Genomic DNA, 22,428 nt, shown 5'->3' on the forward strand with positions numbered 1-22,428 from the left:
CGTGCGCCTGCTGCTGCCCGTCCGCCCCGAAGCGTCCGAGGTCACCGACGACGACCTGATCGAGCTGTATGCCGGAGCGTCCTCCCACAAGCTCGTTCGGCTGAATATGGCTGCCACCGTTGACGGTTCGGCCACCGGGGCGGACGGCAGGTCCGGATCGATCAACACCGACGCCGACCATCGCGTGTTCGGGCTACTGCGGGCATGGGCGGATGTCGTCGTCGCCGGCAGCGGCACGGTGCGCGCCGAGGAGTATGACGCGCCGGTCACCGAGCAGCGCTGGTCGCAGCTGCGGGCGGGGCGGTCGGCGCATCCGAGCCTGTGCGTGCTGAGCACCGGCGGGGCGGTGCCGGCTTCGGTGGCGTCAGCCGAGGGCGGCGATGTCTTTGCGTTGCAGTCCGATTCGACGACGTCACTGCACGACATCGTGACCCAGTTGCGTCAGCGGGGCCACGATCGCGTCCTGCTCGAAGGCGGTCCGACCATCGCCGGACTCGCCTCGGCCGCAGGCATCATCGAGGAGTACTGCCTGACCTGGTCACCGATGGTCGTGGGTGGTGATGGGCCGCGCATCATGCACGGACCCGCAATTGCTCACGCTCTTGAGCCGGTGTCGTTGCTGGAGTCCGATGGCACCCTCATCGGTCGTTGGCGGATCCAGGACTGACTGGGGCCGCGTGAACCGGTGGCTGCGGCGGTCCGCAGAAGTCGGCGACGAGGTCCTCCCACCGCTGTGAGTCGACGTTCCACTCGCGGCAGTGCCGACCGGATTCCCACGTGGCCAGTTGCACCAGGTCCGGCCGGGTCTGCGCGAGGAGCGCGGACGGCTCGTAGGGCACGAATTCGTCGACGCGCGAGTGGATGACGAGCGTCGGCGTCGTCAGCTGTACGGCCTTGGTCAGCCAATCGGTTTCACGGACGTCGACAACGTCGGCGACGCCGGTCAGCGGACCTCTGGCGGGGCTGCGCAGCATCCACTGGCCGTATCTGCCGACCCGACGCGGAAGCCGATTCTGCTTCGCGTGGAAGTCCATCACCCGCTGCCAGTCGAGCACCGGCGCGTCCAGCACCACGCGGCTCACGTGCGCTGCGAGGGCCGAGCGATCAAGGGTCTGCAGCACCACCGCGCCGCCCATCGACCAGCCGAACAACTGCACCTCGCGGGCGCCATGATCGGCGGCATACCGAATGGCTGCCTCGATGTCCTGCCACTCGGTCAATCCCAAGTGATACAAACGGTCTTCGCTTGCCGGCGCATCGACATCGTTGCGATAGCTCGGCAGCAGACAGCTGATACCGAGACGCTGAAGCGTCGGCACGGCACGCAAGCCCTCGGCACGAAGCGCCCCCCGGCCGTGCACCAGCACAGCCCACCGGTCACCCGGCACCTGCCCGCACCAGGCCGGCATCGGTCCAGCCGCACCGTCGATCATCACCTCGTGCAGGTCGAGGCCGGGTGACGTCGTCGGTGGGCCGCAGAAGTAGTAGCCGTTGAGCCGGGCGGGGCCAGGTCGCAGGATGCCGCGGTCGATGCCGTCGATGCGCCGGACCACGTGATGCTCGTCGGCGGTCAGCACCTCACCCAGGCGCGCGTGGGTCTGAAAGCCGTTCTGCCACAGGCCATATCGGCCCGGCTCGGTCGACTCCGCTGTTGCGGTGAGCGTGATCGCGTCGCTTGTCACCGCGACGACGGTGAGGTCGTCCACGGGAGTGTCCGGAGTGATGACACGGCGCACGAAGTATGACGCGAGGCCCGTCGTGACCGCCGCCCCCAGCGTTGCGGTCACACCCACACCTGCGCCGACACCCACGGCTGCTGACCGAAGCGAAGATCGCGACACCACGCCATCGTCGCAGCAGAGCGGCACAATGACCGCATGGACCTGCCCCTCGAACTGCCGATCACCCCGATGCTCGCCAAAGCTACGCCCGATGTGCCGGAGGCCGACAGTGTCGAGGGCGGCTATCTGTACGAACCGAAGTGGGACGGCTTCCGCTGCATCGTGATGCGCGACGGTGACGACATCGAGATCGCCTCGCGTGGGTCCAAGCCGCTGACTCGCTACTTCCCCGAAGTCGTCGAAGCCGCGCGGCAACTGCTGCCGGACAAGTGCGCACTGGACGGTGAGATCGTGGTGCGGTCCGGCGAGCCCGGCGCACAACGACTCGACTGGGAGGCCCTGGGTCAGCGGATCCATCCGGCAGACTCGCGGGTGCGCAAACTGTCGCTCGAGACCCCGGCAGAGGTGATCTTCTTCGACGCGCTCGTCGTTGACGGTCGGTCGTTGCTCGACGTCGAGTTCGAACAACGACGCGCCGCGCTGGTGGACGCGGTGCAGGACGCCGGGCATCCGTTCCACGTGACCGCGATCACCGATGACGCCTCGGTTGCCCGGGACTGGTTCACGCGGTTCGAGGGCGCCGGGCTCGACGGAGTCGTCGCAAAGGCGAGGCGCTCGACATACCAACCGGGTAAGCGCACGATGCTCAAGATCAAGCACTCGCGCACGGCCGAGGCCGTTCTGCTCGGATACCGAATTCATAAGAGCGGCAACGGTGTCGGCTCTCTGCTGCTCGGCCTGTATGACGATGCCGGTCACCTGCGCAATGTCGGCGGAATCCTGGCGTTCACCACGAAGCGGCGACTGGAACTCATCGACGAACTGGCACCTCTGGTCGAGACCGACGACGCCGGCGAGGCGATGCGCGGTGAGACCGACCGCTCGCGATTCAGCTCGAACAAGGACGTGTCGTTCGTCCGGCTGCGGCCCGAGCGGGTCGTCGAGGTCAAGTTCGACCAACTCGAAGGCTCACGATTCCGCCACGGCGTGAGCTTCCTTCGCTGGCGCCCTGATCGCGATCCGCAGTCATGCCTGCTGGAGCAGGTGGACCGGGCTGCGGCATACGACCTCGGCGAGGTCCTCGCCACCTGACGCGGCGGTGAGACCCTCGTCAGCCTCTGGCGTCACGTGCGCACCGCACCAGCGGTCGAGATGTCGATCGCTACCGTTTTTCCGTCGACTACTCGTTAGTAATCGTCATCACAGCCACGTTGCGGCGACACATGTGGGAATCGTGGCGTCAGCCGTCGAGCTTGTTGCCGTCCGAATCCCAATGGCCGGCAACCTTCTTCGACGGTTGGACCCGAGGCGGCTCACCCGGCATCTTGGGGTGGTCCGGCGGGAAGTTCAGCTCTCCGCCCGGCAGCGACTCCCACAACTCGAGCAACGGTTCGAGTGAGTGCGCGACGTCGTCGATCTGCGCCCACGGATCTCCGTCGGCCAGGTATTCCGGCACCGAGAACACGTTGAAGTCACGCGGGTCGGTCACGTCGGCCAGTTGTGACCACGACATCGGCGTGCTGACCGGCGCACCCGGCCGAGGTCGCAGCGACCAGGCGCCCGCAACGGTCCGGTCGCGCAGATTCTGGTTGAAGTCCAGGAAGATCGATCCCGCCGGACGCTCCTCCTTCCACCACCTGGTGGTGGCCCCCACGCCGCGGCGTTCCAGCTCACGGCCGAAGCCGATCGCCGCGTGCCGCACCTCGTCGAAGCCGAAGCGCGGCTCGATGCGGACGTAGATGTGGATTCCACGGTTGCCGCTCGTCTTGGCAAACCCGCGAATCCCCAGTTCCGCCAACAATTCCCGGCTCGCGTCGGCGACCCGTTGCGCATCCGCAAAAGTTGCGCCCTCCTGCGGGTCGAGGTCGATGCGGAATTCGTCGGGGTGCTCGACGTCGCCCGCCCGCACCGCCCACGGGTGGAATGTCAGCGTGCCCATCTGCGCCGCCCAGACCGCTGCCGCGGGCTCAGTCAGGCACAACTCGTCGATCGGTCGACCGTTGGGAGTCGTGACGCGGACGGTCTCGATCCAGTCCGGCGCGCCCTTGGGCAACCGTTTTGAATAGAAGCCCTCCCCCTGCTGCTGTGCTGCCGGCCCGACCGTCAGCTTCATACCTTCGCGCCACCCGCTGGGCCAGCGTTCCAACGCCACCGGGCGGTCACCGTTGGCGGCCATGAAGGCATCGCCCACGGCAGCGAAGTATTCGCACACCTGCAGCTTGCTGACCTCCGAAGTGCGATCGGTCGCTTCATAGACCACCCGATCCGGACTCGAGACGCGCACCTCACGCGGCTCGCTCTTCGTCGGCACCGACACCGTCGTCGCCTTGCTCGGACTCATGTCCGGACGATACCGCCGGCATACGTTCCGTGCTGTTCATCCGACAGCAAGCCGCTAAACCCCACAACAGCGCCGGCAACCCCTACAGTCCCAAGTTCAAAACACCCCGAGTTTAATCTGAGAGGTTGCCCCATGAGTCTTCCGGTCAAGCGTGTGAGGCTGGTGACGATGCTTGCGGCATCGACACTCGCCACAGGTATGACGATCTGCCTGGCCCCTGCACCAGCCCACGCAGCGTCCTCCGGTCTGGTCATCGCCGAGGTCTTCGGCGGTGGCGGCAACAGCGGCGCACCGTACAAGAACGACTACATCTCGCTCTACAACAAGAGCGCCAGCGCTGTAGACCTCACCGGTTGGAGTGTGAGCTACCGATCGTCGGCCGGGAGCGCAGGCGGCTCCACCGCACTCAGCGGCAGCATCGCGGCCGGCGCGCACTACCTGGTGCAGGAGGGCGCCGGTGCGAGCACCACTGCCGCCGACCTGCCGACGCCGCAGGCGACCGGAACGCTGAACCTGTCCGGCACCAGCGGCAGCGTCATACTCGCCAACGGCTCCACGACGGTCGACACGGTCGGTTACGGCGCCGTCACCTCGACGTATGTCGAAGGCTCCCCCGCACCGGCGCTGTCGAACACGACCGCCGCCTCGCGCACCTCGGGCTGCGTCGACACCGACGACAACGCCACCGACTTCACCGCGATCGCGCCGCAGCCGCTGAATTCCTCGGCGCCGATCGGCCAGTGCGGCACCGGCGGCACGGGTCCGATCACACCGCCCACCGGCGACCCCGCCACGATCGAACAGGTGCAGGGAACCGGATTCCAGTCCCCTCTGGTCGGCAAGCAGGTGACCGAGGTCAAGGGTGTGGTGACTGCCAAGAACGGCTCCGCCGGCTTCTGGATCCAGTCGACCACCCCCGACAAGGACCCGCGCACCAGTGAGGGCCTGTACGTCTACGGCTCCACCTCGGCCGCGAAGGTGAAGGTCGGTGACGCCGTCACCGCGGCCGGGACCGTAGCCGAGTTCCGCCCAGGCGGCTCGACGGGCACCACCAACCTGACGACAACCGAACTCACCAGTCCGACGGTCACCGTCGACAGCTCGGGCAACGCCTTGCCGGCGCCCGCGGTCATCGGCTCCAAGGGCCTGGTTCCCCCCGCACAGACGGTGGAGTCGGGCAACCCCGGCAACGTCGACAACCTCTCGCTGTATCCCGCCACCAACGCCCTGGACTTCTGGGAGTCGTTGGAAGGCATGAGGATTCAGGAGAACGACGCACGAGCCGTCGGACCGACCAACACCTCCTACGGTGAGACCCCGATCATCGCGGGCAACACCAAGAATGTCGTTAAGACCCCGCACGGCGGTGTCATCTACGGCAGTTACAGCCAGCCGAACGCGATGCGCCTGACGCTGTCGGACGCGCTGCTGCCCAAGGGATCTGTCGCCCCCGCGACGGTCGGAGACACGTATGCCGGTGCAACCGTCGGTGTGGTCGACTACAGCTTCGGCGGATACGACCTGCTCGCCACCCAGGTCGGCACGCTGAAGTCCGGTGGCACCGTCCGCGATGTCACCGCGGCGGCCACCAAGAAGCAGGCCGCCATCGCGACCTTCAACGTCGAGAACCTCGCGCCCAGCGACCCGCAGACCAAGTTCGACCGGCTGGCCGCACAGATCGTGCACAACCTCGCTGCACCGGATGTCGTTGCGCTGGAAGAGATTCAGGACAACAGCGGCGCCACCGACGATGGCACGGTTGACTCCACCCAGACCACCGACAAGCTCATCTCCGCCATCACCGCGGCGGGCGGCCCGTCATACACGGCGGTCTGGATCAACCCCACCAACGACGCCGACGGCGGACAGCCGGGCGGCAACATCCGGCAGGTCTTCATCTACCGGTCTGATCGTGGCATGGCGTTCGTGCACAAGGCGGGTGGCACCGCGACCAACTCGACGCAGGTCACCGGCAAGGGCGCCGCGACCTCGATCTCCTTCTCGCCCGGCCGTCTCGACCCGACCGACTCGGCCTGGTCCAGCTCCCGCAAGCCGCTGGTCGGTGAGTTCCTGTGGCAGGGAACGCCGATCTTCGTCGTCGCCAACCACTTCAACTCCAAGGGCGGCGACGACCCGCTGACCGGGCGCTACCAACAGCCGGTGCGGACCTCCGAAGCCCAGCGGCACGCGCAGGCGACGATCGTGCGCACCTTCGTCTCGCAGTTGCTCAAGGCGAACTCCGCTGCCAATGTCGTGGTGCTGGGCGATCTGAACGACTTCGAGTTCAGCCAGACCGCTGACATCCTGGTCGGCTCGGGCAAGTCCGCGCTGACCGACCTGCCGCGCACGCTGCCAGTGAACCAGCGCTACACCTACGACTACGAGGGCAACAGCCAGGTGCTGGACCACATCCTGCTGAGCCCCTCGCTCACCGCGAAGTACAAGTACCAGGTCGTGCACACCAATTCCGAGTTCTACGACCAGGATTCCGACCATGACCCGCAGGTCGTGAAGCTCACCCTGAAGTAATCGCCGGCGTTCACAGGGCCGGTCGGGAAGCTCCGGCCGGCCCTGTGCGTTGCGCACGTATGACGATGCTTTCGATGCGTAAGGAGTCGTGATGGGCGAGCAGGCGGCATACCGGGTGAACAAGTCCGACGAGCAGTGGCGCGAGGAGTTGTCCCCGCAGGAGTACTCCGTGCTGCGCGGCGCCGGCACCGAACGACCGTTCACCGGTGAATACACAGACACCGAGACCGAGGGTGTCTACTCGTGTCGCGCGTGCGGAGCGGAGTTGTTCCGCAGCACCACCAAGTTCCACAGCCACTGCGGCTGGCCGTCGTTCTATGCGCCGTCGGCCGACGACAACGTCGAACTGATCAGCGACCGCTCGATGGGCATGGTGCGCACCGAGGTGCGCTGCGCCACCTGCGGCTCACACCTCGGCCACGTCTTCGAGGGCGAGGGTTACGGCACACCCACCGACCAGCGCTACTGCATCAACTCGGTGTCGCTACGGCTCGAGCCGTCCGCACAGCAGTGAGCACCCGCTGACCGGCTCGCATCGCGGGCCGGTCAGCTCGGGCGGCCGGACAGCCGGCGGCCGGTGCCGATCAGCGAAGCTGGTCGACGAACGCGCTCAGTTCCACCAGCGGCCCGGTGAAGAACGGAATCTCCTCGCGCACGTGCCGCCGGGCTTCGGTGGCGCGCAGGTCGCGCATGAGGTCGACGATGCGGTGCAACTCGTCGGCCTCGAATGCGAGCAGCCACTCGTAGTCGCCCAGAGCGAACGCCGGGACGGTGTTGGCGCGCACATCCGGGTATCCACGAGCGGCCATACCGTGGTCCTTCAGCATCGTGCGGCGTTCGTCGTCGGGCAGTAGATACCAGTCGTACGAACGCACGAACGGGTACAGGCACAGGTACTTCTTGGGGTTCGGATCCACCAGGAAGTCGGGGATGTGCGACTTGTTGAACTCCGCCGGCCGGTGCACGGCGGCATTCGACCAGACGGGGTCGAGGTGGCGGCCCAGACCGGTCCGCTGCAACCCGCGGTAGGCGGCCTGCAACAACTCGATGCGCGGCGCGTGCCACCAGACGAGCAGATCGGCGTCCGCGCGCATCCCGCCCACGTCATACAGGCCTCGGACGACGACGTCCTGCTCCCCCAGCTCCGCGAGGAACTGCTGCGCCTCGACGACGAGTTCACTGCGATCAGAGGGCAGTTCGCGGGTCACCTTGAACGCCGAATACATCGTGTAGCGCAGCGTGTCGTTGATCTCGTTGATGGTGCGAGCCCCTGGGCGAAGTCGCTGGGTTTCCTGTTCGGTCATGTCGTCATCCTCTCCGGGTGGGTGAAGTCGTGGTGTGCCGGGTCAGCGCAGCGCGGCGATGAGTTGGTCGGCGGCGGCTCGTGCGGAGCCGATGCAGGCTGGGATCCCGACCCCGTCGTAGGCCGCGCCGGCGAGAGCAAGCGTCGGGTATGCCGCAAGCGACTCCCGCACACCGGCGATCCGCTCGACGTGGCCGACGGCATACTGCGGCAGTCCCCCGCCCCATCGCTGGACGTGCGCCGCGACCGGTGCGGGGACCTGGCCTGGTAGCGCCTTGCGCAGGTCGGCCAGTCCGTCCCATGCGAGATGAGCGTCGCTGAGTTGCAGGCTCGCGACCTCGCGGTGCCGACCGAAGGAGACGCGGACGAAGGTGAGGTCTGGTCGCGCCTGCCCCAGCCGTGGCCACTTGCTGCTGCTGAAGGTGGACGCCTTGATGTTGCGCCCGTCGACAGGCGGCACCAGGAAGCCGGAACTGCCTGCAAATGCTGCTGATTCGGCACTCGGGAAGGCGTAGGTGACCAGCGCCATCGAGGCGTAGTCGATGTCGGCGAGCGCCGCCGCGGCATCCGGCGCAACGCTACGCAGGAGCCGCGCCGTCGGGGCAGCAGGCACGGCACACAGGACCGCATCGACAGTGAGCGACTCGTCGCGCACCGGTCCACCTGCCTGCAGACGCCAGCCGGATCCTTCCACAGCGATCTCGGTGACGGGCGTGTCGAGTCGGATGCTGACGCCGCGCTCTTGCAGAGCAGCGACCAGCACGGATGGCAGTTGGCCGAGTCCGCCTTCGATGCTGGCGAAGACAGGCTCACCTGCGCGCGCGGTCGAGGCCTCGGACACGCGCCGCGCCACGGCGGTCAGCGATTCGCCTGTGTCCGCGGCGGTCAAGAGCGCCGGCATACAGGCACGGGCAGACAGCTCGCGCGCGTGTCCGGCATACACGCCGCCGAGCAGCGGTTCGACCAGCCGGTCGACGACCGCCGAACCAAGTGCGCGCTCGATGAGCACACCGATGGCGACGTCGCCGTCGACCGAGACGCTGTGCTCGTCGGCCACCCGCGCCAACTCATCCTCGCTCAGCAGACCTTCGAGGTCCGCGGGCTTGCCTGGGACACCCATCAGCGTCCCGGCAGGCATGGGATGCAACGCATCTCGGCTCCAGATGCTCGCGCCGACGCGGTCGGGGTGCACCGTCGGCAGGCCGAGCTCCTGCAAGAGTTGCACCGCCTCAGGGCGACGGGCGAGCACGGATTCGGCACCGACATCGACACTCTGACCGCCGACGACTGCACTGCGCAACTTGCCCCCAGCGGTGCCGGATCCTTCGAGCACGATGACCTCGACGCTGTCCGCGTGGGTACTCAGCTGCCATGCAGCTGCCAGACCCGCGATTCCCCCGCCAACGATTGCGATCGACACCATGTCGGAAGCCTTTCACCTTGAATTACTACACATTGTAGTAGATCGTTTCTCGGGCTCCTCGCGCAGGGTCTTGGCGTCGGACGCTCGCACCTACCGGCCAGTCTTCGCCTCGGCCCATGCCTGCGCGATGATCGGCACTGCGCGCCGGAGCGTCACGTCATCCAGACCGTATGGCGTGCGCACCCATCTCTCCAGCCCGTGGCCGGTGACCGCGAAGGCAGAGCCCGGCGCGAGCAGGATGCCGTGACGCCGAGCCGCCGTCACAAGCGCCGATGACTTCGGCTGTGGCAGTTGCCACCACAAGGACAGTCCGCCCTCGGGCACGCGCGTGCGCCATCCAGGACACGCCGTCGCCAATTCGAGGAGCGCTTCCCTCGACGCGATCAGTTGCCGGCGCACGCTGTCGGCGAGCCCGTCGGACTCTCGCAGCAACTGGGCAACGACGAGTTGCTCCAGGATGGGCGCGCCCAGATCCAAACTCAGCCGCGCGCGGGCGATCGCGCCTATCACGTTGTGCGGAGCACGTATCCAACCGATCCGCAGACCGCCCCAGTGGGATTTGGACGCACTCCCGACACTGACGCAGTCGGCGGAATGCGCCGCCATCGGCCGCACCTGCGGTTCCGCATCGAGCCACACACGCGCCGTGGTGTCGTCCACGATGCCGATCACTCCGCGCTCACGCCACGCCGCGGCAACGCGGGCACGCTCGTCCTCCGACCACACCACACCGGTGGGGTTGTGGAAGTCCGGCATCGCGAGCATCGCCCGGGCACCCGAGCGATGAATCGTGTCCAGCAGTTGCTCGATTCCCGCGCCGTCATCGGTCACAGGCACCACTCGTGCACCCGAATGGCTCAGCGCACCAAGAGAATTCGGGTATCCAGGACTCTGCGCGATTACCCGGTCGCCAGGACGAACGAGGGCCCGGAAGACCGCGGCCAGGCCACCAAGAGCGCCGACCGTGACGATGATCTGCTCGGCATCGGTGGGCACCCCGCGCGCCCGATAGCCGGAAGCGATCTGCTCGCGCAGCTGCGGGACGCCCAGGTGGAAGTAGCCTCCACCGCCGACGAAGGCAGGCAGACGGTCGACAGCCTCGGCATACGCAACGGAGAGCCCCGGGACGGCCATAGGGGATGCATGCGTCAGGTCGATGACATCGCCGGATCCGTCGTCGAGCGAGGCAAGTGGTAGGGGCTCTCCGCCGCCAGACGCGGGACCACCCGGCACTCGTACGACCGTGCCCGACCCCTGTCGGGATTGGGCATACCCCTTGTCACGCAGAATTGCGTACGCGTGCGTCACCGTCGTGCGGCTGAGCGCGAGCGCAGTCACCAAATCGCGCTCGCTGGGAAGTCTCGTGTCGTGCAGCAGTCTGCCATCGGCGATCAGGAGCCGGATGCTATCTGAAATCCATTGGTATGCAGGAATATTCGGATCTACTGGACCTAGCAGACGGACAAGGTGGGGCGCCGACACGCGGCGATCGGTCACAGCGGACATGAGGCCACTGTCGGGCAAGTGGCTCTTTGAAGCAAGGCCACTTTGATTCAGGATGGACGTATGCCGATCGCCACTCTTGCCCGCCGGCCCCGGGGTATCGCACGCACGGGGGCGCAGTTGGCAGCACTCTCCCCGCGGCAGCAACTGCGCGCCGGTCGCATGCCGCGCCGATTGGTGCAACTGTTCGCCGGCCTGAGTTTGTACGGCGTGGCGATGGCGATGTTCGTCCGCGCCCACCTCGGACTGGACCCATGGGACGTCTTTCATTACGGCATCGCCCGGCACCTCGGACTCGACCTCGGAACCGCAGTCATTCTGGTGAGCATTCCGGTGCTTCTCCTGTGGATCCCGTTGCGGCAATGGCCCGGCCTGGGCACCATCACGAATGCAGTCTGGATCGGCGTCGCCACGAACATCGCGCTCGTCGTCATACCGAACGCACAGGGCATCTGGACACGAGCAGCAATGTTCGCAATTGCGTTGATGATCAATGGCTTTGGAGGCGCGCTCTACATCGGCAGCCAGCTGGGGCCAGGTCCTCGCGACGGCTTGATGACCGGGCTGCACCGCCGCACCGGGCTGTCACTCCGACTGGTGCGCACAGCACTCGAACTGTCGGTCCTGGTGATCGGTTGGCTGCTCGGCGGAATCGTCGGCATTGGCACCATCGTCTACGCCGTGGCAATCGGACCCCTTGTGCAGTTGTTCCTGCCGTGGTGCATCGTGCGCCTGGGCGACGGTGGCGTGTCTGCGGACACGGCCGGATCAGACCAGCCATGAGAGAAGCAGGACCCACCCCCATGTGGGACTCGGTGCGTCAGAACAACCGCATGAGCAGCGCCGTCAAACGCGAGGTCTCCTGCGAATCAAGGCGATTCAAGGTCGGTGCCAGTCCTGTGGCGACCTGCTTGACGCCCTCGGCGATGACACGGTGGCCGATCGCGGTCAGCGACACGAGCACGCCGCGATGATCGTGCGGATTGGGCTTGCGCTGCAGTAGACCCCTCGCCTCACCCCGGGCGACCAGCCCCGACACCGTCGACTTGTCCAAGCCCAGATAGCCGGCAAGCTCGCCCACAGTCGTCGTACGGTCCCGCAGAATCGCCAGCACCCTCAACTGCGTCAGCGACAGGTCATGCGCCGCGGCGACCCGATTGAGCACCCCCATCGTGAGGAAGGACGCCTGCACCAATGCGTCGATCAGCGGCTGATCGGGGGCAGCCATCGCCCCGGCGTCATCGGAAGCCTTCGGCGACTCGTCGTCGGACATGGCTGGCAGCGTATCCCTATTTAGTTGGTAATCACATCTAGTTGTGTATGGTGTTACCACCTAATCAAGGAGAATCACTTCATGGATGCCGCCGTCGTCACCCGCTTCGACCAGCCGCCGCAGTTCGGCCAGATCGACGCCCCGGAACCTCGCTCCGAGCACGACCTCGTGGTCGACGTCCTGGCCGCAGGGCTTCACCAACGCGTGCGCTCGCAGGCAGCGGGCTCGCACTACACCAGCACCGACCACCTGCCCCTCGTGCCCGGTATCGACGGGGTCGGACGGGACACCGAGGGTCGTCTGCGCTACTTCTTGCTCCCCACCACGACGATGGGCTCGATGGCTCAGCAGACGGTGATCGACGCACGACGCAGCGTCATACTGCCCGAGGACATCGACCCCGTCGCACTCGCCGCAGCGATGAATCCGGCGATGTCGTCATGGGTGGCATTGCGTCAGCGCATCTCCTTCGAGCCGGGTCAGGACGTGCTGATCCTCGGCGCGACCGGGAATTCAGGGCAGATGGCCGTCCGCATCGCGAAGCTGTTCGGAGCCGGCAAGATCGTCGCCGCCGGGCGGGATTTGGAGAAACTGGCGCAGCTGCCTGCCCTCGGCGCGACCGAGACGATCCGCCTCGGCGCGGATGACACCGCAGATCGCCTCGCCGAACTCGCTGCCGACGTCGACGTCGTCATCGACTATGTCTGGGGCGAGAACACCGTCGCGGCCATGACCGCGATGGTGCCGCGTCGTTCGGATCCGGGCCGCCAGCTCACCTGGATCGAGATCGGTTCGGTCGGTGGCCTCACTGCGAACATCCCGTCGGCAGCTTTCCGTGCTGTGCGGCTGCAGCTCGTGGGAAGCGGCCAGGGGTCGATCACACCGAGCGACTACATGGCCCAATTGCCAGCATTGGCAACAGAAATTGTGTCGGGTTCACTCCGCGTCGATGCCAGCGCGGTGCCGCTTCGCGAGGTCACCGCAGCATGGACCGCCGACGACGCGAACGGTCGCATCGTCCTGGTGCCCTGACCGTCAAGCGCCGGTCAGGGTCTCATCGAACTCTCGTCGTCCTTCGGCGGTCCACCAGTCCGCATCATCGCTGGCGTCTTGGCCGTAGCCTCGACAGCGATCTTTGGGCGGAGTCCGGCGTCACGAGATGTCGTCATTTGTCGGCGCTCGGCACTGGTTCCGACCATTCTCGACATCTCGCGGAACAGGTAGCGACCAGAAACGACATCTCGCGACGAACGCCAAGCGCGCGAGGAACACACCAGCACAACAGCACAACCTCGACGCCGCATCGGCGACTTATGTGTGACTGCCGCATCGGCGACTTATGTGTGACTGCCGCATCGGCGACTTATGTGTGACTGCCGCATCGGCAACGTATGTGTGACTACAGAGGCCAGTGTAAACCAGGTGACTGGTGAGGCGCTCAATTCGACCGCATCGGCGACTTATGTGTGACGACGCAATCACCGAGCGCCGCATCGGCGACTTCTGTCTCTGGGCACACGTGGCGCGGGTGGCGTGGCCCGGTGCCACGAGATGTCGTCATTTGTCGGCGCTCGTCACTGGTTCCGACCATTCTCGACATCTCGCGGAACAGGTAGCGACCAGAAACGACATCTCACGACGAACGCCAAGCGCGCGAGGAACACATCAGCACAGCAGCACAACCTCAACGCGCCGCATCGGCGACTTATGTGTGACTACAGAAGCCAGCGTGAACCAGGTGACCGGTGAGGCGCCAAACTCGACCGAATCGGCGACTTATGTTGGGCAGCACAACCTCGACGCGCCGAATCGGCGACTTATGTTGGGCAGCACAACCTCGACGCGCCGCATCGGCGACTTATGTTGGGCAGCACAACCTCGACGCGCCGCATCGGCGACTTATGTTGGGCAGCACAACCTCGACGCGCCGCATCGGCGACTTATGTTGGGCAGCGCAGTCACAAAGCGCCGCATCGGCGACTTTTGTATGACGTCGGCCAGCGAACCGCGCCGCCCCGACCTCAGCGGACCGAGATCTCGCGCACCCGTTCGACCACCCGCGTCAGCACGCCCGGATCCGTCGACGGCAGCACCCCGTGGCCGAGGTTGAAGATGTGCCCACGCGCAGATCGACCGGCGGCCACGATCTCGTCGATCGCGTCCGACAACGGCTCCCAGGGCGCGAAGAGCAGCGCCGGGTCGAGGTTGCCCTGCACGCTGTATGTCGGGCCGATCCGCTTGGCGGCCTCGTCGAGGGGGATGCGGAAATCCACCCCCACGACGTCGGCACCGGCCTCACCCATCGCGGCCAGCAACTCCCCCGTGCCGACACCGAAATGAATCCGCGGCACGTCGAGGTCGGCCACCGCCGCGAGCGCGTCACGCGAGTGGGGTTGCACGAACCGCAGGTAGTCGCGCAACGACAGCGCGCCGACCCAGGAGTCGAACAGTTGCACCGCAGACGCGCCCGCCTCGGCCTGCACCCGCAGGAATGTTCCAGAAATGCGAGCAAGCTTGGCGCACAACGCATTCCAGGTCTCGGGAGCGCCATACATCATCGCCTTGGTCCGCTCGTGATTGCGCGACGGGCCGCCTTCGACCAGATAGCTGGCCAGGGTGAACGGCGCCCCGGCGAATCCGATGAGCGGGGTGCCCCCGAGTTCACCGCGCAGCAGGTGCACGGCTTCGGCGATGTCCTGCACCTGATCGGCGGACAGCTCCGGCAGCGCTTCGACATCGGCGAGGGTCCGCACCGGCGAGGCGACCACCGGCCCCACACCGGGCACGATGTCGACGTCGATACCGGCCGCGGCAAGCGGCACGACGATGTCGCTGAAGAAGATCGCCGCGTCCACGCCATGGCGCCGGACCGGCTGCATCGTGATCTCGCAGACGAGTTCGGGAGTGCGGCACGCCTGCAGCATCGGCACGTCGGCACGCACCTGGCGGTATTCCGGCAGCGAACGTCCGGCCTGACGCATGAACCACACCGGCGTCCGACTGACCGGCAGTCCACGTGCTGCTCGAACCAGGTCACTGTCTCGGGGGTCTGTCACAGGCGAAGTCACGTGGCCGATCCTCGCACGCTTCCGCTGGGCTTCAGGACGCCACCAGTGCGACTCCCAGGACAGCCAAGCCCACACCGACGAGCTGTATGCCGCGCAGCCTCTCGTGCAACACGAATCGCGCCCAAGCCAGCGTCGCCACCGGATACAACGAGCCGAGCACGCTCGCGACGGCAAGGCTGCCGCGAGAGGACGCGAGGGCGAACAGTCCGTTCGCGCTCAGGTCGATGCAGCCGACTGCCATGACCAGCGGGATCGTGCGGCGCGGAATCGACGTCGCGCCAGCCAGTTTCGGCCGCACCCGCCAGGTCGTGAACAACACGCAGGCACTGGCCAAGCGCATCGCCCACAACGTGCCGACGACGCTGGTTGCTCCGCCGCGGTCGAGGAAGAAGAACGTGAGCCCGAAGCCGACGGCAGCTGCCACCGCCAGCAGCACCGGTCGCCGACTGACCTGACCGGACAGCTCGGGCCCGGATGCGAGCGCAGCGCCAATGAGGGCGACCGCCATACCGACTCCGACGACGATGGTCACGTGATTGCCGGTTGCGAAGCCGATCGCGACCGGCACGAGCGCCCCCATCGCCGAGATCGGCGAGATGACGCCCATGGTGCCGGCCGACAGCGCTGCATAGAAGCACGACAGTGCGATGCACCCGCAGACGCCGGCGCACAGCCCGTAACCGAACCATGGCCCGGACGGCCGGCCGTCGATCGCGACTGTCGCGGCGAACACCACCGAGATCGCGATCAACCCACCCAGTTGTGAGATCGCGACCACCCGCATTGCGGCATACCGCCTGCTGAACAATCCGCCGCAGAAGTCGGACGTGCCCCATGCGGCGCTCGAGGCGAGCGCAAGAAGAGCGATCATCCTCAGCCGCCGAAGACGACCGCGCGACGCTCGGCCGGCAGCGCGCCCGCGAGGTAACCGGTGCTTCCCTGGTCCCGCAACTCGTCAGCTCCCCGCAGCAGCGCACCGTACGCCGCCCATGCCAAGGCTCCCCCGGTTGACACGCGGCGAACACCAAGGTCCGCGAGGTCGCGCACACTCGGAATGCCTGCGATCGCAAGCACATTCACTGGTGCACCGAGGGCCACGATCCGCGAGATGTCAGCGGCGGCAACGACACCCGGTGCATACAGGACGTCCGCACCTGCCGCCCGGAAGGCCGCCAGCCGCGTGACGGTGTCGTCGACGTCGCCTGCGGCATACAGGTGGTTCTCGGCGCGGGCGATCAGCAGCATGCCGTGACGGTGTGCCGCCTGCGCGGCGATGCCGACACGTTCGGTCGCCGTGGGCAGATCGAGCACGACCCCCGCCACCGGGTCGTAGTCCTCGATCGACACTCCGGCGGCGCCGGCGTCCGCGAGCGCCTCGACCGTGTGTTCGACTCCTGGACTGTGGGGATAACAGGCCTCGGCGTCGACCTGCACCGGCACGTCCACGGCGTCGGTGAGTGCAGTCACGTGAGCGCACAACTCGTCCAGGCTCACCTGCTGGTCGGCCTTGCCGAGACTCGCTGCGAGCCCGGAACTCGTCGTCGCAAGTGCCGGATATCCAGCGCTGGCAAGCACTTTCGCCGATCCGACATCAAACGGGTTCGGTATGACGAAGGTCCCGTGACGATGCAGATCAGCGAACTGCCGACGAGCGATGGTGAGCATCGGACCATGCTGTCACGCATCGCGCCTCGGACCCGCCGGATCGGTCGCATCCTTGAACTGGACGACTGTCGCGACCCGCCGATGCCGGCCTCCCGGCATCGAAGGCATGTACGACCTACTCTTACGGACGTGGCAACAAGAAACATCAGCGGCGACGCCGCTGCCGACTTCCAGCACGCGGTCGCCTGCCTGCAAACGGTGCGACTGCGTCCGGAGCTTCGGCTCACCGAGGTGCCTTCCCCCGGTCGCATCGCGCCCCATTCGGTCGCGATGTCGGTCGACGTGCTCGGCGCTCCCGACGACGCCGACGAGGAGCTCGCATCGGGCCGTTTCGTGGTGCTGCACGACCCGAGTTTCCCTGAGCCCTGGGAAGGTTCGTGGCGCATCGTCACGTTCGCCCGCGCCGAGATCGACGCCGAGACCGGCACCGACCCGCTGCTCGGAGAGGTCGGTTGGAGCTGGCTCACCGATTCGTTGGCGGATGGCGACGCGACATTCCGGGCCGAGGCCGGCACGGTCACCCGGGTGATCTCTGAGGGCTTCGGGTCGTTGGCCGACAACGTCACGACGGTCGACCTCGAGGTCCGCGCCTCGTGGACGCCGACCGGCATCGACCTGGGCAACCACTTGTCTGCGTGGACCAATCTGTTGTGCACCATTGCGGGGCTGCCGCCCCTGCCCGAGGGCGTCGTAGCCCTTCCCGGCCAACGTCGATGAGTTCGGCGGACTCTCCGCCACCGGCATCCGACGTGCCGGTCCTGACCGAACCGGCCGAGGGCGTGCCGGACGTCATACAAAGCGAACGTGCACTCGTAGCCGCCGCCGAGGCGATCGCCGAAGGCACCGGCCCAGTTGCCCTGGATGCCGAACGCGCCGGCGGGTTCCGCTACGGCAATCGTGCGTACCTCGTGCAGCTGCGACGCGAAGGCTCCGGCAGCTTCCTGTTCGACCCGATTGCCGTGCCCGACCTGTCCCCCATTCAGACCGCCATCGGCGACGCGGAGTGGGTGCTGCACGCGGCCACACAGGACCTGCCGTGCCTGGCCGAACTCGGCCTCCATCCCACGGCCCTGTTCGACACAGAGCTCGGTGCCCGCTTGGCGGGACTGCCACGCGTCGGCCTCGCCGCGGTGGTCGAGAACTACCTGGGCATCTCGCTGGCAAAAGAGCACTCGGCGGTCGACTGGTCGACGAGACCCCTGCCCGAACCCTGGCTCACGTATGCCGCATTGGACGTCGAGTTGCTCGTCCAGGTGCGCGACGCGATGTATGCCGATCTGGCCGGTCAACAGAAACTCGAACTGGCCCTGCAGGACTTCGCGGCGCTGACCCATTTCACCGGCCCTCCGGTGCGCACCGACCCGTGGCGGCGCACCTCAGGCATGCACAAGATCAGGGATCGTCGGGCCATCGCGCGGGTGCGCGAGCTGTGGCTGACCCGTGATCGCATCGCGGCCGCCAACGACACGGCACCAGGTCGCGTCCTGCCGGATTACCTGATCGTGGTCCTGGCCAACCTGGCGCCGACCACTCCGGAGGCATTGCGCGCTGCCGGCGCCAGCGAGCGGCCGGCCTCCCGCAGCAGGGCGCGCATCGCGCACCGCGGCATCGAGCGCCATGCCGAGGAGTGGCTGAGCGCCATACGTCGCGTGAACGAACTCACCGACCGGCAACTGCCACCGGCCACCGTTCGCAACGACTCTCCGCCGCCACCTCGGGTCTGGGCCGACCGCGACCCGATGGCCTCCGCCCGCCTCACCTACGTCCGCGAACAGCTGACCGAACTCAGCGAGCAGCGCACGATCCCGCTGGAGAATCTGATCACCCCTGACACCCTGCGACGGGCGCTCTGGGGAGCTCCGAAGACGTTGGACGAGAGCGTGATTCGCACCCAGCTGAGCGATCTCGGGGCACGGCAATGGCAGCAGGACATCGTCACTCCACTCATCCTCGAAGCGCCGACGACGGCCCCTGTTACCGACGAGTAACAACCGGGTTAGAGTGAGTTCGTCAACTCGTTCGCTCTCTCGGGAGGCATCGTGCCCCGCACGCTCTCTGAGGTCGTCTTCGTCGATGGTGTCCGCACACCGTTCGGCAAGGCCGGGGACAAGGGCATGTACGCCCAGACCCGCGCCGACGACCTGGTCATCAAATGCATTCGTGAACTTCTGCGCCGCAACCCCGACCTCGATCCGGCCAAGGTCGAAGAAGTCGCCATCGCCGCCACGACCCAGATCGGCGACCAGGGTCTGACACTCGGTCGCGTGGCGGGTCTGCTGGCCGGGCTGCCGAAGTCGACTCCGGGATATTCGATCGACCGGATGTGCGCCGGCGCGATGACAGCGGTCACCAACACCGCGTCGAGCATCGCCTTCGGCTCCTACGACATCGGCATCGCCGGTGGCGTCGAGCACATGGGCCGTCACCCCATGGGTGAGGGCGTCGATCCGAACCCGCGCATCATCGCCGAGAAGCTCGTCGACCCCTCGGCGCTGGTCATGGGTGAGACCGCCGAGAACCTGCACGATCGCTTCCCGCACATCACCAAGGAGCGTTGCGACGCCTTCGCCGTCGGCAGCCAGAACAAACTCGCTCAGGCGTATGCCGACGGCCGGATCCAGCCCGACCTGATCACGGTCGCCACGCGGCACACCGAGAACGGTTGGGGCCTGGCCACGACCGACGAGCCGCCGCGTCCCGGCACAACCGTCGACGACCTCGCGCAGCTGAAGACGCCTTTCCGTCCGCACGGCAACGTGACCGCCGGCAACGCGGCCGGCCTCAACGACGGCGCGACCGCCTGCCTGCTGGCATCCGAAAATGCAGCAACCGCAATCGGTTTGCCGATCGCGATGCGCCTGGTCAACTACGCCTTCGTCGGCGTCGAGCCGGAGGTCATGGGCATCGGCCCGGTGCCCGCCACCGAAAAAGCGCTCGCCAAGGCCGGTCTCGGCATCGAGGACATCGGCCTGTTCGAGCTCAACGAGGCATTCGCCGTGCAGGTGCTGGCCTTCCTCGACCACTTCGGCATCGCCGACGATGACCCGCGGGTCAACGAGTATGGCGGTGCCATCGCCACCGGCCACCCTCTCGCGTCCTCCGGCGTGCGCCTGATGACGCAACTGGCACGTCAGTTCGCCGAGCACCCCGACGTGCGCTACGGCCTGACCGCTATGTGCATCGGCATCGGCATGGGCGGAGCGGTGATTTGGGAGAACCCGCACCACCCCGACTACGTCAGCAGTGTCACCGAAGGAGCAGCCCGATGAGCACCACCACCGAGACCACCCAGGGCACGACCGGACTGCCCCAGGTCGACGAGGTCGTCACGCACGCGCACGTGCACGACATCCAGCTGCCGAGCGGCACCTTCGCGCTCATCACCCTGGACAACGGTTTCAACCACACCAAGCCGAACACCTTTGGTGCACAGGGCCTTTCGGAGCTCGCTGCGGCATTGGACACCCTGCACCAGCGGGCGACGTCCGGCGAGATCGTCGGCGTGGGTGTCACCGGCAAGCCGTTCATCATGGCTGTCGGTGCCGATCTGACCGGCGTGCCAGCGATCACCACGCGTGAGCAGGCTCTTGAGATCGCGCGGCTTGGCCACCAGACGTTCTCGCGAATCGCCGACCTGCCGGTGGCGACTTTCGGCTTCATCAACGGCGCGTCGATGGGCGGTGGCGTGGAAATCGCGCTGTATGCCGACTACCGCACCATCTCCTCCGATGTCCCGGCGTACGCGACTCCGGAGTGTTTCCTCGGACTGGTCCCCGGATGGGGTGGCACCTACCTGGTGCCGCGGCTGATCGGCACCGAGGGCGCGGCGAAGCTGATCGTGACCAACCCGCTGTCGCAGAACCGCATGATCAAGGGCAAGGACGCCTTCGCCCTGGGCTTGGCGGACCGACTGCTGGAGCCGGTGACCTTCCTGGAGGACTCGCTGGCGTTCGCCGACCGGGTCATCGCCGGCTCCGAGACGGTCGAGCGCACGCCGGTCGACACCGACGACGAGGCCGCCTGGAACGCTCCGCTGGACAAGGCTGCTGCCGACGCCGACGGGCGCACCGGCAAGGCCGCGCCTGCGCCATACCGCGCGATCGAATTGATGCGCCTGGCCCGCACGGCGACCCGCGAGGAGGCTTTCGAGGCCGAGAACCAAGCCCTCGCCGATCTGATCATGAGCGACGAACTGCGCTCGGGTCTTTACGCATTCGATCTGGTGCAGAAGCGGGCCAAGCGGCCGGCAGGCGCACCCGACAAGTCCCTTGCGCGCAAGGTGACCAAGGTCGGCGTCGTCGGTGCGGGCCTCATGGCCAGCCAGATGGCGCTGCTGTTCGCGCGCCGGCTGAAGGTGCCGGTCGTCATGACCGACCTCGACCAGCAGCGGGTCGACAAGGGCGTGGCGTATGTCCACGACGAGGTCGACAAGCTCGCGGCCAAGGGCCGGGTCAGCGCCGACGGAGCCAACCGGCTCAAGGCTCTGGTGACCGGTTCGACCAGCAAGGACGGCTTCGCAGACGCCGACTTCGTCATAGAGGCCGTCTTCGAGGAGATGTCGGTCAAGAAGACCGTTTTCGCGCAGGTCGAGGACGTCGTCACTCCGGAGTGCGTGCTGGCGACCAACACCTCCTCGCTGGACATCACCGAGATGGCGGCCGACCTGAAGCACCCCGAGCGGGTCGTCGGCTTCCACTTCTTCAACCCCGTCGCGGTGATGCCGTTGCTGGAGATCATCCGCGGCGACCGGACCGACGACGCAACGTTGGCAACGGCGTTCGCGACCTCGCGCGGTCTGGGCAAGACCAGCATCCTGGTCAAGAACTCGCCGTCCTTCGTGGTCAACCGACTGCTCGGGCGGTTCATGGGTGAGTCAGGGCGCATCGTCGACGAGGGCACGCCGATCTCGGTCGTCGAGCAGGCCTTCGCCGGTCTGACCCCGATGCCGCCGTTCATGCTGATCAGCCTGGTCGGTCCGGCGATCGCCCTACACAACAGCGAGACTCTGGCGGCGGCCTTCCCGGAGCGGTTCAGCGCGTCGCCGAACCTTGCCAAGGTCGTCGAAGCGAAGATCCCCAGCTTCTACGGCAGCGACGGCGCCATCGACCCCGAGGTGCTCGCGCTGTTCGAGGCACCCGCCGACCCGGTCGTGCTCACCGGCGAGCAGGTGCGCGAGCGTGCCCTGGAGGCGCTGGCCGACGAGATCCGTCGGATGCTCGACGAGGGCGTGGTGCAGGGGCCGCAGGACATCGATCTGGCGATGATCACCGGTGCAGGCTTCCCGTTCTGGAACGGCGGCGTCACTCCGCTGCTGGACCGCTCGGGCATCTCCGAGAAGGTCACCGGACGGCGATTCCTGCCGCGCGGGGTCGCAAGCGTTCCGGAGGCCGCAACCGCGGGCTGAGCCCCGTCATACAGGGCAATTCGCTGTCGACGACGGCGGCGACACCTGGGATGCACGGTGGACCGGTGCGTGGCGACA

Annotated in this window: 19 protein-coding genes; 10 read left to right on the forward strand and 9 right to left on the reverse strand. The window is 66.9% G+C overall.

Annotated elements, in window-relative coordinates:
• The first annotated feature begins 1 nt into the window (after window position 1).
• Window positions 2–667 carry a dihydrofolate reductase family protein gene (locus tag BKA23_RS08640; protein WP_145227288.1) on the forward strand — a complete coding sequence of 222 codons (666 nt, stop codon included), beginning with the start codon at window positions 2–4 and terminating at the stop codon, window positions 665–667.
• Here BKA23_RS08640 and BKA23_RS08645 read toward each other — a convergent pair.
• A complete protein-coding gene (locus BKA23_RS08645; protein ID WP_246104528.1) occupies window positions 639–1,787 on the reverse strand; it encodes an alpha/beta hydrolase family protein in 1,149 nt (382 codons plus the stop codon). The two genes, BKA23_RS08640 and BKA23_RS08645, sit on opposite strands and share 29 nt — an antisense overlap.
• A 90-nt stretch (window positions 1,788–1,877) precedes the next feature.
• On the opposite strand from BKA23_RS08645, the gene BKA23_RS08650 reads away from it, so the two are divergent.
• A complete protein-coding gene (locus BKA23_RS08650) occupies window positions 1,878–2,933 on the forward strand; it encodes an ATP-dependent DNA ligase (RefSeq protein ID WP_145227292.1) in 1,056 nt (351 codons plus the stop codon).
• 148 nt (window positions 2,934–3,081) lie between these two features.
• Here the strand turns inward: BKA23_RS08650 and BKA23_RS08655 are convergent, their stop codons facing one another.
• Window positions 3,082–4,182, reverse strand: a complete 1,101-nt coding sequence (locus tag BKA23_RS08655; protein WP_145227294.1) for a DNA polymerase domain-containing protein — start codon at window positions 4,180–4,182, stop codon at window positions 3,082–3,084.
• Window positions 4,183–4,314: 132 nt separating this feature from the next.
• Here BKA23_RS08655 and BKA23_RS08660 point away from each other — a divergent pair, with 132 nt between their 5' ends.
• Both BKA23_RS08660 and msrB read left to right on the forward strand, forming a co-directional pair.
• On the forward strand, window positions 4,315–6,711 hold the full coding sequence (locus BKA23_RS08660) for a lamin tail domain-containing protein (RefSeq protein ID WP_145227295.1): 2,397 nt from the start codon (window positions 4,315–4,317) through the stop codon (window positions 6,709–6,711).
• Window positions 6,712–6,802: 91 nt separating this feature from the next.
• Window positions 6,803–7,225, forward strand: a complete 423-nt coding sequence (msrB, locus tag BKA23_RS08665; RefSeq protein WP_145227298.1) for a peptide-methionine (R)-S-oxide reductase MsrB — start codon at window positions 6,803–6,805, stop codon at window positions 7,223–7,225.
• Between the two features lie 70 nt (window positions 7,226–7,295).
• Here msrB and hemQ read toward each other — a convergent pair whose 3' ends face one another.
• The 3 genes from hemQ to yczR all read right to left on the reverse strand — a co-directional run bounded on the left by hemQ (window position 7,296) and on the right by yczR (window position 10,943).
• Complete coding sequence (hemQ, locus tag BKA23_RS08670; protein WP_145227300.1) at window positions 7,296–8,015, reverse strand: hydrogen peroxide-dependent heme synthase; 720 nt, start codon at window positions 8,013–8,015, stop codon at window positions 7,296–7,298.
• 42 nt (window positions 8,016–8,057) lie between these two features.
• On the reverse strand, window positions 8,058–9,437 hold the full coding sequence (gene hemG, locus BKA23_RS08675; protein WP_211841630.1) for a protoporphyrinogen oxidase: 1,380 nt from the start codon (window positions 9,435–9,437) through the stop codon (window positions 8,058–8,060).
• 90 nt (window positions 9,438–9,527) lie between these two features.
• Window positions 9,528–10,943 carry a MocR-like transcription factor YczR gene (yczR, locus tag BKA23_RS08680; protein ID WP_145227302.1) on the reverse strand — a complete coding sequence of 472 codons (1,416 nt, stop codon included), beginning with the start codon at window positions 10,941–10,943 and terminating at the stop codon, window positions 9,528–9,530.
• Window positions 10,944–11,003: 60 nt separating this feature from the next.
• Between yczR and yczE the strand changes: the two genes are divergently transcribed.
• Window positions 11,004–11,723, forward strand: coding sequence for a membrane protein YczE (gene yczE, locus BKA23_RS08685; RefSeq protein WP_145227304.1), 720 nt, complete (start codon window positions 11,004–11,006; stop codon window positions 11,721–11,723).
• 37 nt (window positions 11,724–11,760) lie between these two features.
• Here the strand turns inward: yczE and BKA23_RS08690 are convergent, their stop codons facing one another.
• Window positions 11,761–12,213: a MarR family winged helix-turn-helix transcriptional regulator gene (locus tag BKA23_RS08690; protein WP_145227306.1), complete on the reverse strand. Its 453-nt coding sequence runs from the start codon at window positions 12,211–12,213 to the stop codon at window positions 11,761–11,763.
• Between the two features lie 81 nt (window positions 12,214–12,294).
• Here BKA23_RS08690 and BKA23_RS08695 point away from each other — a divergent pair, with 81 nt between their 5' ends.
• Entirely contained in the window at window positions 12,295–13,245 is a 951-nt protein-coding gene (locus BKA23_RS08695) for a quinone oxidoreductase family protein (RefSeq protein ID WP_145227308.1), read from the forward strand.
• 989 nt (window positions 13,246–14,234) lie between these two features.
• Here BKA23_RS08695 and hemE read toward each other — a convergent pair.
• Genes hemE through BKA23_RS08710 form a run of 3 tightly spaced genes read right to left on the reverse strand, consistent with a single transcriptional unit; the run spans window position 14,235 to window position 16,946 of the window.
• Window positions 14,235–15,281 carry a uroporphyrinogen decarboxylase gene (hemE, locus tag BKA23_RS08700; RefSeq protein WP_425473761.1) on the reverse strand — a complete coding sequence of 349 codons (1,047 nt, stop codon included), beginning with the start codon at window positions 15,279–15,281 and terminating at the stop codon, window positions 14,235–14,237.
• A gap of 31 nt (window positions 15,282–15,312) precedes the next feature.
• On the reverse strand, window positions 15,313–16,152 hold the full coding sequence (locus BKA23_RS08705) for a DMT family transporter (RefSeq protein ID WP_145227310.1): 840 nt from the start codon (window positions 16,150–16,152) through the stop codon (window positions 15,313–15,315).
• A 2-nt stretch (window positions 16,153–16,154) separates the two neighbouring features.
• Entirely contained in the window at window positions 16,155–16,946 is a 792-nt protein-coding gene (locus BKA23_RS08710; RefSeq protein WP_145227312.1) for an isocitrate lyase/PEP mutase family protein, read from the reverse strand.
• A 129-nt stretch (window positions 16,947–17,075) separates the two neighbouring features.
• Here BKA23_RS08710 and BKA23_RS08715 point away from each other — a divergent pair, with 129 nt between their 5' ends.
• From BKA23_RS08715 to BKA23_RS08730, 4 genes are read left to right on the forward strand one after another with little or no spacing between them, the layout of a single operon-like run.
• Window positions 17,076–17,663: a DUF3000 domain-containing protein gene (locus BKA23_RS08715; protein WP_246104530.1), complete on the forward strand. Its 588-nt coding sequence runs from the start codon at window positions 17,076–17,078 to the stop codon at window positions 17,661–17,663.
• Window positions 17,660–18,934: an HRDC domain-containing protein gene (locus BKA23_RS08720; RefSeq protein WP_145227314.1), complete on the forward strand. Its 1,275-nt coding sequence runs from the start codon at window positions 17,660–17,662 to the stop codon at window positions 18,932–18,934. Before BKA23_RS08715 ends, BKA23_RS08720 begins: the two co-directional genes overlap by 4 nt.
• A 51-nt stretch (window positions 18,935–18,985) precedes the next feature.
• The gene (locus BKA23_RS08725; RefSeq protein WP_145227316.1) at window positions 18,986–20,215 is read left to right on the forward strand and encodes a thiolase family protein; all 1,230 of its coding nucleotides are present in this window, start codon (window positions 18,986–18,988) and stop codon (window positions 20,213–20,215) included.
• Window positions 20,212–22,350, forward strand: coding sequence for a 3-hydroxyacyl-CoA dehydrogenase NAD-binding domain-containing protein (locus tag BKA23_RS08730; RefSeq protein ID WP_145227318.1), 2,139 nt, complete (start codon window positions 20,212–20,214; stop codon window positions 22,348–22,350). Before BKA23_RS08725 ends, BKA23_RS08730 begins: the two co-directional genes overlap by 4 nt.
• The last annotated feature ends 78 nt before the right edge of the window (window positions 22,351–22,428 follow it).

Source organism: Rudaeicoccus suwonensis, assembly GCF_007829035.1.
Classification (GTDB): domain Bacteria; phylum Actinomycetota; class Actinomycetes; order Actinomycetales; family Dermatophilaceae; genus Rudaeicoccus; species Rudaeicoccus suwonensis.

What these genes read in the sequence shown, in the direction of transcription:
- BKA23_RS08650 (WP_145227292.1), top strand. Translation starts at nt 1,878, where the DNA reads ATGGACCTGCCCCTCGAACTGCCGATCACCCCGATGCTCGCCAAAGCT.
- BKA23_RS08655 (WP_145227294.1), bottom strand. Translation starts at nt 4,182, where the DNA reads ATGAGTCCGAGCAAGGCGACGACGGTGTCGGTGCCGACGAAGAGCGAG.
- BKA23_RS08660 (WP_145227295.1), top strand. Translation starts at nt 4,315, where the DNA reads ATGAGTCTTCCGGTCAAGCGTGTGAGGCTGGTGACGATGCTTGCGGCA.
- msrB (WP_145227298.1), top strand. Translation starts at nt 6,803, where the DNA reads ATGGGCGAGCAGGCGGCATACCGGGTGAACAAGTCCGACGAGCAGTGG.
- hemQ (WP_145227300.1), bottom strand. Translation starts at nt 8,015, where the DNA reads ATGACCGAACAGGAAACCCAGCGACTTCGCCCAGGGGCTCGCACCATC.
- hemG (WP_211841630.1), bottom strand. Translation starts at nt 9,437, where the DNA reads ATGGTGTCGATCGCAATCGTTGGCGGGGGAATCGCGGGTCTGGCAGCT.
- yczR (WP_145227302.1), bottom strand. Translation starts at nt 10,943, where the DNA reads ATGTCCGCTGTGACCGATCGCCGCGTGTCGGCGCCCCACCTTGTCCGT.
- yczE (WP_145227304.1), top strand. Translation starts at nt 11,004, where the DNA reads ATGCCGATCGCCACTCTTGCCCGCCGGCCCCGGGGTATCGCACGCACG.
- BKA23_RS08690 (WP_145227306.1), bottom strand. Translation starts at nt 12,213, where the DNA reads ATGTCCGACGACGAGTCGCCGAAGGCTTCCGATGACGCCGGGGCGATG.
- BKA23_RS08695 (WP_145227308.1), top strand. Translation starts at nt 12,295, where the DNA reads ATGGATGCCGCCGTCGTCACCCGCTTCGACCAGCCGCCGCAGTTCGGC.
- BKA23_RS08705 (WP_145227310.1), bottom strand. Translation starts at nt 16,152, where the DNA reads ATGATCGCTCTTCTTGCGCTCGCCTCGAGCGCCGCATGGGGCACGTCC.
- BKA23_RS08710 (WP_145227312.1), bottom strand. Translation starts at nt 16,946, where the DNA reads ATGCTCACCATCGCTCGTCGGCAGTTCGCTGATCTGCATCGTCACGGG.
- BKA23_RS08720 (WP_145227314.1), top strand. Translation starts at nt 17,660, where the DNA reads ATGAGTTCGGCGGACTCTCCGCCACCGGCATCCGACGTGCCGGTCCTG.
- BKA23_RS08730 (WP_145227318.1), top strand. Translation starts at nt 20,212, where the DNA reads ATGAGCACCACCACCGAGACCACCCAGGGCACGACCGGACTGCCCCAG.